The 14928-nt window shown below is 46.5% G+C and carries 6 protein-coding genes; 4 read left to right on the forward strand and 2 right to left on the reverse strand.

The window, feature by feature from the left end; genetic code table 11:
* Positions 1 to 86 precede the first annotated feature (86 nt).
* Positions 87 to 1148: a tetratricopeptide repeat protein gene (locus dnm_RS00075; protein WP_207680681.1), complete on the reverse strand. Its 1062-nt coding sequence runs from the start codon at positions 1146 to 1148 to the stop codon at positions 87 to 89.
* A gap of 1124 nt (positions 1149 to 2272) precedes the next feature.
* Positions 2273 to 3700, reverse strand: coding sequence for a UDP-N-acetylmuramate--L-alanine ligase (locus dnm_RS00080; RefSeq protein ID WP_207680682.1), 1428 nt, complete (start codon positions 3698 to 3700; stop codon positions 2273 to 2275).
* 279 nt (positions 3701 to 3979) lie between these two features.
* Here dnm_RS00080 and dnm_RS00085 point away from each other — a divergent pair, with 279 nt between their 5' ends.
* The 4 genes from dnm_RS00085 to dnm_RS00100 all read left to right on the forward strand — a co-directional run bounded on the left by dnm_RS00085 (position 3980) and on the right by dnm_RS00100 (position 14828).
* On the forward strand, positions 3980 to 4801 hold the full coding sequence (locus tag dnm_RS00085) for an SIR2 family NAD-dependent protein deacylase (RefSeq protein WP_207680683.1): 822 nt from the start codon (positions 3980 to 3982) through the stop codon (positions 4799 to 4801).
* Positions 4802 to 5410: 609 nt separating this feature from the next.
* Entirely contained in the window at positions 5411 to 7756 is a 2346-nt protein-coding gene (locus dnm_RS00090) for a CHAT domain-containing protein (protein ID WP_207680684.1), read from the forward strand.
* A 103-nt stretch (positions 7757 to 7859) separates the two neighbouring features.
* Positions 7860 to 9005, forward strand: coding sequence for a DUF928 domain-containing protein (locus dnm_RS00095; RefSeq protein ID WP_207680685.1), 1146 nt, complete (start codon positions 7860 to 7862; stop codon positions 9003 to 9005).
* 588 nt (positions 9006 to 9593) lie between these two features.
* Positions 9594 to 14828, forward strand: coding sequence for a PKD domain-containing protein (locus dnm_RS00100; RefSeq protein ID WP_207680686.1), 5235 nt, complete (start codon positions 9594 to 9596; stop codon positions 14826 to 14828).
* Positions 14829 to 14928: the final 100 nt, after the last annotated feature.

Here is a 14928-nt window from a genome sequence, read left to right on the forward strand (position 1 = left end):
AAATCCTTATTTTCAGAGGAAGGAAGGTTGTGATTTTTTGAGACTGTTGCTTTGTGATTATTAACGGATGAGGCTGATACGGGACATTACATCCTGTACTTGGGCGGTTTTATTTTCTTCATGTCCCTTCCATTTAAATTTAAACTCAGAAATTCTTTTGCTTTTTGATGTCCCAGATAGGATGCTTCCTTCAGATCATTCTCCGCCTGTTTGGCATCACCAATTTTGTGATAAACAATCGCCCGGGTGTAATAAGCGGCAGCATAATCCGGCCTTAAATCAATGGCACTGCTGAGTACACTGATGGCCTGCTTATAATCCCCCGCACGATATAAATTTTTCCCTTTTTCAACCCGGTCCAAAGCAATGGTGCTATGCACAGGTGTCTTGGACAGGGCCTTGAACTCATAGCTGCAATGTTTGCATACATTGGCATCCAGCAAAACCCGTTCCGCACATCGGGGGCATGTCTTCATCAGTCCGAGGGATTCCTGGCCAACTTTTTCCCGTATTTTTTTACTGAGAGTTACCAGATACTTATCCATTATCCTTTTCAGAAACATTGCAAACGGTCTTTCATCTATCTGATATATTGCTATCTGGTGATTTATTTCCTGCTGAACAATTTCCTGGTTCTCTTTGACATCCGGAAGTATCAGAGAAAAATCAGCCAGAAGTTCTATGATCTGACCGTATTTGTCGAGCTGCAAATTTGCAATTGCAGCGGAATTCCCTGTCTCATTTTTAATGTTTTCAAGTTTGAAATAGTCCAGAGCATTTTTAATAAGCGTCTGTGTGCCGTCCCGAATGGTCTTCTCAAGGGTTGTTGTGTCATGTTCTTTTTTCAGTCCGTGGATTTTGCTTTCATATTTTTCAGTCAGCTCATTAATCTGCATTTCATATTCGTTTTCCATCCATTTCTTTGTAATCAGAAATGTAATAAGCAGGGAAAGAATCGTAGAAATAACCGTTGAAATAAAAGACACAAAATGATCCGCTATTTGAAAGGGCAAATATGTTGAAAGCCCCACAGCCACAGCGCCCACAAGAGTCAGACTGACATAAATGTTCATCCCTTTGCCCAGTTCCTTTAATCCGGACATATCTTCCTTCTGTATATCCGAATCTGTTCTGCGTACAAATAACATGTTTTCATCCATTAATTTTTTGAATTATTTATGTAAAAGCAGTTTAAAAAACGGTTCTCACACATATTAATATCAATTACGAGACGGTTCCGAGATCATCTCTTCCGGACGAAATAAAATATAATTATACCTAATTTTTATTTTATTCCAATTGTAATATAAGCGTCAAGTGTTTTCACGGTAAGCTTTGTCCTGTCAGAGAATATCCGAAAATCCCCGGGCGTTTCAGTGACACCTGTTTTTACAAATCCCCGCGGGATTGAACATGGTGATTTTGTTCACTCTGTGGCACGGCAATAAATTCCAGGATTATTCTCATAAGTTTCCGGAAGACTGAAAAATGAGAGAGAAATAATGTGTAAGAATTAAGTTCTGAATACAGATAACCAGGGAAAGCGCGTATAAAAACGGATCAGATACTGTGATCATATTGCTGTCTCAGGCAAGCTTTAGTGCATGATATTGTCAGCAAAGTTCAACATGATAAAATATAACGAATTCCTTTGTTTGTCAAGCAGGAAGAAATATGTGCTGAAACTTCGAACTGTTACAGATAGAAATATGCAGGAAACAAAATTTTTTTATAGCTTTTTCGACTAGCTGAAGCCGCCTTTGCCACTGTCCGATCAGATAAGCTCCGAGGGGTGAGCCGAATGTCAGACCTCCGAGGTTTTGAAAACCTCGGAGGTCTTTATCCCTTAAAATTTATTTGGTCGTGTAATACAAAGATGTTATATAAGAAACGCTCATGAAAAAGCCGGTTTTTCCCCCGGTTATGAAAATATTTTCAGTGAAAACAGATAAAAAACCCGGGTATCAGAAAGTATTTTTATGGTAAAGGAATTATACCGTTTGAGTTTTGAAATCATACTATACAAAAGCTTTATTTTGTTCTGTTGCAGATAATTGTACTTTTTCAATACTTGATTTCAATAGTGAATTGGTATTACACAAATCCTTTTCTTATATAAAATCTCTGTAGCGGAAAGTACCGGGAAATCACCACACTGTCTGAAAATTGTCTGTAAATTCAGCCACCCGGGAAAAACCTGATCATTGAATTATATAAAATTATAAAACTGAAAACCAAGAGTAAGAACTGAGAGTCACAAACCTCCCAATTCTCAATTCTCAATTCTTTTCAGCACTCTTTCGTGAATATTATCAAACCCGCCGTTTGACATAATCAGAATCACATCACCGGATGTCGCCTCTCTGACCAGGAAGTCAATAATCAATTCCGTATCAGGAAAATGGTGTGCGTCCTTCCCGCGATTTTTCAGGTCATCCACCAGTTTTTCAGATGAAAAACGTTCATCCGCCGGAATTTTATTCAGCAGGGAGGGGTGTCGGATGCAAATCATATCCGCGTCATCAAATGAAAGCGGATAAACATCCTGAAAGACTTTCCGCATACTGGAATTGGTCCGGGGTTCGAATACGGCAATAAGGCGACCCTCCGGGTAGAACGGTTTCACAGCCCGGATGGTTTCCTGAACAGCCGTGGGATGATGGGCAAAATCATCTATCACCGTGATGCCATGTTTCTGCCCCCGCACTTCCTGCCGCCTTTTTATGCCCTGAAAAGTTTCCAGAGATTTTCCAATGACCCGGGCCGGTATCTTCAGGCTGTCGGCAATGGCGATGGCTGACAATGCGTTTAACAGATTGTATTCCCCCACAAGCGTTGTTCTGAACTCGCTGAAATGCTTTCCCTGTTTTAACACCTCAAAACAGTTCCACGGCGGGCTGATGGAAATTTCACCGATCTGCCAGAGTGAATTTGCGTCCCTGCCATATGTTACAACACGGCATTTCCTGTCTCTGACCAGATCGCTCACATTGTCATCACCGTTAAAAGCCAGCAGCGTGCTTGTGGGAGAAAGGCCGGAGATGAATGTGTCAAAAGCGTTTTTCACATGATCAAGGTCACGAAAGATATCCGCATGGTCAAATTCAACACTTGTAAGCACCGTCATGAACGGATCATAATGCAGAAATTTGGGGCCTTTGTCAAAAAAAGCAGTATCATATTCATCCCCTTCAATGACGATAACATCCCCTTTTCCAAGTCGGTAATTGCTGTCAAAGTCTTTTAAAATCCCGCCGATCATAAAGGAAGGATCCAGACCGGCTTCATAAAGCATCCATGCCAGAACGGACGATGTGGTTGTCTTGCCGTGGGTTCCTGTTGCCAGAATTGCTTTTTTACCATCTGCAAGAAATCGGTTGACGGCCTGGGGCATGGAACAGAAATGAAGCCCCATTTTAAACATTTCCCTTGCTTCGGGATTATTTTTTGTCACCGCGTTCCCCACAATCACAAGGTCCGGGCCGTAGGCAATATTTTTTTCATTAAAGCCGTCAGCCACTTCAATGCCTTTGGACGCGAGAAAATCACTCATGGGCGGATAAACCCCGTGATCAGACCCGGTGACTTCAAACCCCATGTCTTTGAGCATGGCGGCGAGTGCCCCCATTGCTGTGCCGCATATTGCAATCAGATGTATTTTTCTGATGTTGTCAGGAATTCGGTTTTTCGTTAAATTCATCTTGTTACTTTCTTTTGTTTTAGATAATTAAAGCATAATATTTTGAATGTAACCCAAATCGGAGCCAGGTCGGACCGCCTGAACTCTGGTTAGCTGTCTGAACCCTGATTAAAGGATTTAAGGATTGGCATGAGTTGTGATCCTGGATCAGAATTGCATGGTTAAAAGCCATATTTAAAAAGAGTGACATCAATCTTTTAATCCTTTAATCAAACTTCAGACAATTTAATCAAACTTCAGACAATTCACAGAATCTACCATTATCGGAGAAAAAATCCAATGAATCAGGATATTAAAACTCTTTTAAGAGATGTTGTCCGAAATTCCGGACATATCACTGTATTAACAGGCGCGGGAATTTCCGCTGAAAGCGGCATCCCCACTTTCCGAGGCCCTGAGGGATATTGGAGTGTCGGTTCAAAAGAATATCATCCCCAGGAAATGGCAACCTACAGCATGTTTATGCAGAACCCTGACGAGATCTGGAAATGGTATTTGTATCGCCTGGGGATATGTCAAAGCGCCGAACCGAACCCGGGACATCTCGCCCTGGTTGAAATGGAAAATCGTTTCAAAGACCATTTCACGCTGATCACTCAGAATGTGGATGGCCTGCATTTGCGAGCAGGAAACTCGTTGGAAAACACCTTCCAGATTCATGGGAATATTAATTATATGCGCTGTTCCCATGAATGTTCCGATGATGTGTTCCCCATTCCCGAAGAGGTGTCAGGGAAAGCAAAGGGTGAGGAACTCACGGAAACAGACCGAAAATTACTCACATGCCCCAACTGCGGAAAACGGACCCGCCCCCATGTGTTGTGGTTCGATGAGACCTATAACGAACATTTTTATCATTATTCCAGTTCGCTGAAAGCAGCCCAAAAAACAGCCCTGCTGATCGTCGCGGGAACCTCCGGAGCCACCAATTTGCCCAATCAGGTGGCATGGGAAGTTTACAGACGTGAGGGTATCATTGTTGATGTTAATATTCAAGAAAATCCTTTCTCAAATATGGCGTTAAGCAGCACCAAGGGGTATTTTATGAAAGAGGCCTGCAGCACGGCTCTGCCTGCCGTGCTGGAAGCCTTGTCCGGATGACGGTTTTTTTGCTCTGCAGGGATTTGTATGACAGGGATTCGTGGATTTTTACCATTATCCCGGCAGATCAAACCCTGCTGAGTTTAAACTTTACTGAGGAACAATTTTGCATTTTTTTATAGGTTGGAAAGAGTGCAAGGCATTTTTCAGCTTTTATGTAAGGATGCCAAATAATCTGGCAGATTTCCCCTTGTAATCAAATCATTAAAGTGTTATTTTTTATTAAAACGGTCAGGAATAATGACCAGATTGCTGAAGACAATATTTCGGGCAATTTTTATAACATATTATTTTTATTGAGTTTGGATATTTTATATCTATAATTTCAAAAGGTTAAATTTTTGAATATTCTTAAGTACCCGATCAAAAGTTTCTTATACATCTTTTTTTCTGTGAATGGCGGAGAAACCCGGCTTTTTCCTTCACCGGAGGCGGATCATTCCGGGAAAAAAGCCGGGTTTCTTTCCCGGACAGATATTGAAAACTTATGGTTAGGTACTTAATTTCCAAAAACTGTCCGAACTATTGTGAAGATTGACTTATAATAAAATTCCAGAAATTTTGGAAACCTCGAAAATCTGGTCTGAACAATGCAGCAAGGAGAAAAAAATGAATAAAAAACGCTTTTCACTCATCCTTTTACTCACTATTTACTTTGCCTTTGTCTGTGTCTTTGAAAGCAGCATTGCATGGGCAAATACCGTTGCAACGCAGGAAATCAGTATGCCTGCACAACTGATTGCCAAAGGCAAGGCATTTAATAAAAAAGGTGATTTTAAACGTGCTGCCCTGGCCTGGAAACAGGCTTTATCTCTTTTGGACACGGAAAAGGACAGCGGCATCTATACGGATACGGCCGTGCATCTGGCCGGCGCTTACCAGGGGAGCGGGTATCATCAGAAGGCATTGAACATCTTTCAACAGGCATTGCCTGTTGCTGAAAAAAGTAATGAAAAGCCCCGCAGGGCCATGTTTTTCACCAGCTTTGGCGATCTTTATCTCACGCTGGGAAATATTCCGGAAGCCATAAAATATCTGGAAAAAGGACTGGATGAGGCCCGTTCCGCTGAAAATCCTCATGTTCTGGCCGTTGCCCTGATAAACATCGGAAATATGCTTGTGGTATTCGGGGACTATGATCAGGCTCTGGCCATATATGATGAGAGCCTTGAGTCTGCAAATTCATTAAAAAACGGCGCGGAACTGAAATCAAAGATATTAACCAACGTGGTCTATGTGACATTTTTAAGCGGCAGGTATGAGGAAACAGCCGCATCACTGGATTATGCGTTGACAGAAATCGGAAAACTGGATGATTCCCATAACAAAGCCTGGGATATGATCTCCTTAAACCTGACTATTCAAAAAATCAGAGCATCTCTTACCCAGCCTGACAGCTCCGTTGCTTCCCTTCTCTCACAGACCGCGTGGCGGGCATTAAACGACGCGAAACGAATTGCCGCAGATTTGCAGGACATCCGAACCCTTTCTTATGCTTGCGGATATATGGGGAAATTATATGAAGACGAAGGCCGTTATCCGGACGCGATAAAACTGACCCGGCGCGCAATATTCTTCGCACAGGAAGGAGATTTCCCTCAAATTCTGTATCTCTGGCAATGGCAGTTGGGAAGACTGCTCAAAGCCGGAGGAGATACTGAGGAGGCCATTAAAGTTTATGGCGATGCAATCTCCACGCTCAACCCGATCCGCCGGGAACTCTTCAGCGGATACCGTCATCGTCAGAACACTTTCGATGAAAACATAAAGCCCGTCTATCTGGGACTTGCAGCGCTGCTTCTGGAGCAGGCTGAATCCATGCCGGATAAAGCGTCCCGGGAAAAAAAACTCAGGCAGGCCAGGGATACCATGGAGCTTTTAAAAACCGCGGAACTCCAGGATTTTTTTGAGGATGAATGTGTGACCGCCATGAAAAAGAAAGTCACCACTGTGAATCACACACCGCCTCATACAGCCGTGCTTTATCCCATCACGTTGCCGGACAAGCTGGTGTTATTACTCACACTGCCGGATGGCATGAAGCAGATGACTGTTCCGGCCGGTTATAAAAATATCAAAGAAACAGTAAGACAGTTTCGCCTGAAATTGCAGACCCGGCCCAGCAATACGTTTTTATATGAGTCACAGCAACTCTATGACTGGCTGATACGTCCCATTGAATCCGAATTGGCGGCCCGGGAAGTTGATACCCTGGTGGTCGCTCCGGACGGCGCGCTTCGTACCATACCATTTTCCACGCTGCACGACGGGAACCGCTTTTTAGTGGAAAAATACGCCATGGGGCTGATACCTGCCATCAGTCTCACCGATCCCAAACCGCTTAAATCAGAAGAAATTAAAATTCTTCTCAGCGGTGTTTCCGAAGGGGTTCAGGATTTTTCCCCGCTTCCCAGTGTCACGGCTGAATTATCAGATATCCGTGAAATTATGGGAGGAAAGATCGTGTTACAGGACAAAGAATATACCATTGATAATCTGACCGAGCAGTTCAAAAATCAGGAATACGCGGTTGTGCATCTGGCCACACATGGCGTATTTGGCGGGACTCCGGAAGAAAGCTTTCTGCTGACTTACGATGACAAGCTCACCATGAACCGCCTTGAACAGCTTATCAGCATCGGCAGATTTCGTGAGCAACAGGTGGAACTGCTGACCCTGAGCGCGTGTCAGACTGCCATGGGCAATGAACGCGCCGCACTGGGGCTTGCAGGTGTGGCTGTCAAAGCCGGTGTAAGAAGTGCCATTGCCACGCTGTGGTTTGTAGATGATGAGGCCACATCCCTGGCAGTCAGAGAATTTTACCGGCAGATCAGAAAGCCCGGCATGTCCAAAGCAAAAGCCCTCCAGAATTCACAGAAAAAACTGATTTCCCAGTTGCGCTATTGGCATCCGGCATACTGGGCACCATTTTTACTGATAGGTAACTGGCTGTAGTCAGCGATCACTTGTCAGTCATCCGTAGTCAGTTATGCCTGGTGTTGGCTGATGACTGAAACAGATAACTGATGGCTGATAACTGATAACAAAGGAGGTCATTATGAAATCTCAAAAATTTTCAAAAAATAACTCTGAATTAATTTTTATAGGTCTGCTGTTTGTTTCATACTTATTTCTGACACCTTATTTGTCATCACCGGCATTTGCTTTTACGCAGAACGTGGCACAGGCTTTTTCCAATCCAGACGATATGCCGGTCTATAATCCGCCTGTAAAAGATGCGGAAATACGAAGAAGAGAAGGCGGGGACAGCGGGGGAACAAGCCGTGGCTATACTCGCGGTTACACTCGCGGTTACACTCGCGGTTACACTCGCGGTTATACCCGCGGTTATACCCGCGGTTATACCCGTGGCTATACCCGCGGACCTACTCGCGGCTACACTCGCGGCTACACCCGTGGTTACACTCGCGGTTATACCCGCGGCTATACCCGAGGACCTACTCGTGGTTATACGCGTGGTTACACCCGAGGACCTACTCGTGGCTACACCCGCGGTTATACTCGTGGCTACACCCGGGGAGAAAGTCGCATCACCCATGAACTCACAGATGAAGAGAGCCGTGAACTTATCCGCAGTCTCTCTGGAAAAGAACCCCGTGAAACAAATCCCAAAACTGAGGAAAATGCCGTATCAGCTTCCATGCCAAAGCGGATGGCACCGCTTGCACCGGAACGCACCGGGCTTACATTTAAAAATCAGCCGGTTCTGTCCTGGTACATCTCAGACCCCTGGCCGGGTAAGATCGAATTTACACTGAATGAAGCGGGAGCAGTGGAATCCGTGTTAAAAATGAATATTGACGGGCCGGACAAGGAGGGAATATATCAGATAAATCTTGCAGATCATAATGTCACGCTGAAACCAGGGGGTGAATATGAATGGTTTTTGGTTATCGTGCCTGTTCCGGAAGAACGGTCTGCCGACTTTCTGGCAAGCGCCACCATACGCATGGCTGAACTTTCAAATGAGTTGTCAGCTCGTCTGGCGAATACGCCAAAAGATAAATTACATTATGTGTATGCAGAGGAGGGATACTGGTACGATTCCATTGAAAGCCTGTCACAACTGATTGATGCCAGGCCGGATGATCATATATTAAAGCAGCAGCGTATGGCACTGCTCAGACAGGTTAATTTACCACGGGCAGCCGCTTATGACAGCAAAAAGACTTCAACCGATTAATGAATATCGTCCTTCTTATTCGCATATTCATGCCTCATTTTATTTCCACGCCGACGTATGGGAACGAGATAACACTCTGATCACACACGGATAAGGAGATTTGATTTTGTTCCCGCACTCTCCCACACCAAAGCGCGGGGAATAAGGAACGTAGGGTGGGTGCAGCGAAGCGGAACCCACCGGGCAGCCTGGAAACGGTGGGTTCCGCTTCGCTTCACCCACCCTACGCTTTTTTGAATCGGGTATGTTATTTATTTGGAGTTCCCTTAGTTCCATATTCCTGCCTCATTTTATTCCCGCACTCTCCCGCGCCCAGGCCGGGGAATAAAGCCCGGACTCAGTATGTCATCAGAAATAGCATTTTTAAAATAACCTTCTGATTTAATTTTAATTTAAATATATAATCACAAATCTCCCGCCCCATATTCAAATCAATATTGCAATCTCCTAAAATTTGTGTCTATAATTTAAAATTAAGTGTCTGCGGGCATTTATGAAAAGGTAATCAAAAACTGATACTGCTAAAGTTCGCTCTGTTAAAGTAAAACAAAAGCAGTATATGGAAAGGAAGAAAAAAAAGGTTAATTTATGCTTAACAAATGTTTTATCACAACACTCATATTTTCTCTGTTTTTTTGCTTATCAGCAGCCCTGGCTCAGATACCTGAACCTGCTAAAATCAGTGGCACACTGAGGATAAATGAGACACAGATAACCCACAAAAACGATATGGGCTATATTTTCACTGTGACCCGGTCCGATGGCACAGCTTTTTCCCCGCCGGCAGAGGATACAGATCGTCTCAGTCCCTCTGATTTGTATTGGATAAGTATTCCCGTCTATGAGGAAACTTATCGGCCCGGGGGAGCCATACCAGGAGATATGGCTGTGATACATGTGTATAAAGATGACACCGAACTGACCGTCATTTCGCCCTTTAACGGAGAAATTATTGTAGGAGACAGCGGTTCTGAAACACAAATTGATCTCACAGCAAATGAAATGCCTTTTGCTGACGCGGGGCCGGACCAGACTGTAAATGAAGGCAGCATGGTGGCACTGAACGGATCAGCATCCTCTGATCCTGATGGTGAAATAACATTTTACAGCTGGAGGCAAATTTTCGGAACCGAGGTACTCCTTTCCAATGACACATCAGCCACTCCCACATTTACGGCTCCCGCACTTGACACGGAAGTGGAAGCACTCACATTTGAGCTGACCGTAACAGACAATGGCTGTCTGACAGACACAGATAATATCACAGTAAATGTTGTAAATCCTTCACCTGTGGCGAATGCAGGACCGGATCAGACCGTAACCGAGAAAAGCGTTGTCACATTAGACGGGTCAGGTTCCGAGGACCCTGCCAGCGGCTGGATTGTTTCATATGAGTGGAATCAGACTGACGGAATAGCGGTGATGCTTTCCGATACCGCGGGAATGCAGCTGATTTTTACCGCGCCAGAAGTGAGCCAGGAAACTGAAATGCTTACATTCGAGTTAATCGTGAAAGATAATATCGGTTTGGAACACAGGGATGAGGTTAAGGTCAGTGTCATCAGCGGAAACCTGCCTCCCGAGGCCAATGCCGGGACTGATCAGACCACTTTTGTAGGAAACAGCGTCACATTAGACGGCTTAAACTCAAAAGACCCTGATGGCCGGATTGTGTCATATGAGTGGGAGCAGATTTCCGGAACCGCGGTGACACTTTCCAGCGCGACAGATCCGCAGCCAACATTTGTCGCCCCGACCCGGGCGGATCCGGAGGGGGAAGAACTTAAATTTGAGCTGACAGTGACAGATAATGAAGGGGAAACAGATACGGATCAGGTCACTGTTCATATCACGTCCCTAAATTATAGGCCCTTAGCTGACGCGGGATGGGATCAGACAATCACCCCCGGGATTATCGTCACATTAGATGCATCAGCCTCTTCTGACCCTGATGACGGAATCGCTTCTTACCACTGGACTCTGATCAGCGAAGGAATTCATATTGAGCTTTCCGATGCCACAGCAATGCAGCCCTCGTTCCAGGCCCCGGAGGTTGGCCGGGATGGTGAAATGGTCACGTTTGAACTGACCGTTACAGATATGAGCGGGCAGGAGGACACCGATGAAGTCACAGTGACCATCGAATACAGAAAAAAGCCTCCTGTGGCGGACGCGGGACCGGATCAGACCGTGACAGAAGAAAATGAGGTGAGATTGGATGGTTCGGCATCTTGGGATGCTGACGGTCAGATCGAAACCTATTTATGGATTCAGGATGACGGAGAACCTGAATTGGAGCTTTCTGACCCGACAGCAGCCCGCCCGACCTTTATCGCGCCTGAGGTTGGCTGGGAAGGTAAAACATTTATATTTACTTTGGAAGTAAAAGATAATGATGATGTGTCAGATTCAGACAAGGTTGAAGTACACGTTGTAAAAGAAAACGATCCTCCTGTGGCTGATGCCGGACCGGACCAGCAGGTAAACAAAGGAGATACCGTGACATTGGACGGTTCAAAATCTTATGACCTTAATGATGAAATCATGTCCTATTTCTGGCACCAGACCTGGGGAACCCCGGTAATGCTTTCAAATGATTCTTTAGCAATGCCTATGTTTCCCGCCCCGGATATCAGCCTGAGCAATGAATCGCTTACATTTGAACTCACGGTAACGGACAGACGCGGAATGACAGATACGGATAGCGTCACAGTGACTGTCGTATTTGTCAACCAGCCCCCTATGGCGGACGCAGGCCCGGATCAGTGGACAGAAGGGAAGGAAATCGTAACTTTGGACGGTTCAGGCTCATATGATGCGGATGACGGTATCATATCTTACCAATGGCTTCAGACTGACGGCACCCGTGTGACGCTTTCAGACGCTGCCGAGCCACGACCGACGTTCACCGTGCCGGACACGGGTCTGAGCAGTGAATGGCTTACATTTGAACTGACAGTGACAGACCGGGCAGGGATGACAGACACAGACTCGGTGACAGTGAATATCACATGGGGCAACCGGCCGCCCGTGGCTAATGCAGGGGAAAACCAGACAGCCCTTGAGGGGACGCTTGTGACATTGAACGGTTCTGAGTCTTATGATATGGATGACGGTGTGGCCTCCTATGAGTGGCGTCAGACCGGGGGAACTTCGATAACACTCTCAAATATCACCGTGACACAGCCCACGTTTACGGCTCCGCCTGTAACGATGAACGGAGAGACCCTTATCTTTGTGCTGGAAGTCACAGACAAAAGCGGAATAACAGATACGGACGAGGTTTACATCAATATCACAAACGAAGATCATCCGCCTGTGGCTGATGCAGGACAGGATCAGAACGCGAAACAAGGGGATACTGTGACGTTAGACGGATCAGGGTCCTCAGATACAGACGGGGTGCTGGCATCTTATTTCTGGAAACAGCGTTCAGGGGCTTTGGTAACGCTTTCAGATGCGACATCAGGCATGCCCTCATTTGTTGTCCTGGATAGCGGTGTAAACGATACCTCCCTCATATTCGACCTCACCGTGACAGACGATGACGGGCTTCAAGATACGGACAGCGTCACAGTAAATATTATAATTTCTGAAAATCAGGCACCTGCCGCGGATGCGGGAAATCCCCAGACCGTCAAAGAGAAAACCCTTGTTATGCTTGATGCCTCAAACTCTCATGATCCTGACGGCGTTCTCGCGTCTTATCTCTGGAAACAGCGTTCAGGCACGTTGGTAACGCTTTCAGATGCGACATCGGGTCAGCCCACATTTATCGCTCCGGATGTGGGCGCGGGTGTGACACTTTTATTCGAGCTGACAGTGACAGACGATGAGGGCCTGAAGAACACGGACAGCGTCACCGTGACGGTTACGGATGATAAAAACCTGCCTCCGGTGGCAGATGCAGGCCCTTCCCGGACCGTTCAGGAAGGGACCACGGTTATGCTTGACGCCTCAAATTCGAGGGATACAGATGGCATCATCGCATCTTATTTTTGGAAACAGACCCCGGGCGCTTCTGTGTCACTTTCAGATACGACCTCAGGCCAGCCCACATTTATCGCCCCGAATATCGGTCCGAGCGATGTGACGCTTGTATTCGAACTCACCGTGACAGATGACGGGGGCCTGAAAAGCACGGACAGTGTCACCGTGACGGTTACGGATGATAAAAACCTGCCTCCGGTGGCAGATGCAGGCCCTTCCCGGACCGTTCAGGAAGGGACCACGGTTATGCTTGACGCCTCAAATTCGAGGGATACAGATGGCATCATCGCATCTTATTTTTGGAAACAGACCCCGGGCGCTTCTGTGTCACTTTCAGATGCGACCTCAGGCCAGCCCACATTTATCGCCCCGAATATCGGTCCGAGCGATGTGACGCTTGTATTCGAACTCACCGTGACAGATGACGGGGGCCTGAAAAGCACGGACAGTGTCACCGTGACGGTTACGGATGATAAAAACCTGCCTCCGGTGGCAGATGCAGGCCCTTCCCGGACCGTTCAGGAAGGGACCACGGTTATGCTTGACGCCTCAAATTCGAGGGATACAGATGGCATCATCGCATCTTATTTTTGGAAACAGACCCCGGGCGCTTCTGTGTCACTTTCAGATGCGACCTCAGGCCAGCCCACATTTATCGCCCCGAATATCGGTCCGAGCGATGTGACGCTTGTATTCGAACTCACCGTGACAGATGACGGGGGCCTGAAAAGCACGGACAGTGTCACTGTGACGGTTACGGATGATAAAAACCTGCCTCCGATGGCAGATGCAGGCCCTTCCCGGACTGTTCAGGAAGGAGCCACGGTTATGCTTGACGCCTCAAATTCGCGGGATACAGATGGCATCATCGCATCTTATTTTTGGAAACAGACCCCGGGCGCTTCTGTGTCACTTTCAGATGCGACCTCAGGCCAGCCCACATTTATCGCCCCGAATATCGGTCCGAGCGATGTGACGCTTGTATTCGAACTCACCGTGACAGATGACCACGGCCTGAAAGATACGGATGCTGTCACGGTGACAGTCATCTCTCGTGACAACCAGCCGCCAATAGCAGATGCGGGAGACTCTCAGACCGTTCAGGAGGGAGACATGGTGATGCTTGATGCTTCGGAGTCCGATGATTCTGACGGCACAATAGCATCTTACGCTTGGAAGCAAATTGCGGGAACCAATGTGACACTTTCGGATGCGGAATCCGTGCAGCCGACATTTCTGGCTCCGGCTGCGGAAGATGATGTCACGCTTATATTTGAACTGACAGTGACAGACGACAACGGCCTGAAGAGTACGGATAACATTGCGGTTTATATTGGCTCCGGCATTCAGCAGGGCGCACCGGTGGCAGACGCGGGATATTCCCGGACCATCGAACAAGGGACTGCTGTTACGCTTGACGGTTCAAATTCCTGGGATACGGATGGCGGCTCGGTCACGTCTTATTTTTGGACACAGACGGAGGGGCCTGCGGTAACACTTTCCGACCCTGAGTCAGCCTGGCCCACGTTTGTTGCCCCTCTGACGGATACCAGCCCGGTGGTGATGAAATTTCAGGTCACGGTGACAGATAATGACGGTCTCCGGAACGCGGATGAGGTCACCATAACCATCAGTGACAAATCATCTTCGGCTAATGCCGGTGTCAGAAAAGGCGGAGGTGATTCAAGCGGGTGCTTTATTGAAACGGCCGGTGATGATTCTGTAAAAACAAAATCATTTGGCATCACATCCGCAACCCTGTTTCTGTTTCTTATGCTTATGGCTGTCTGTACAGTTATCTTTAAAAACGCAATTAAACCATCTGAAGATTAACGATTCCGACCCCCTGCCCGCTTTTGAACATAACGTGCCAAAGTGTGACTTAATTTTGGCACGTCGTGACATCAGGAAAAGCTTCCGAATAAACAGCCAT

Source organism: Desulfonema magnum (assembly GCF_017377395.1).
Taxonomy (GTDB): domain Bacteria; phylum Desulfobacterota; class Desulfobacteria; order Desulfobacterales; family 4be13; genus Desulfonema_C; species Desulfonema_C magnum.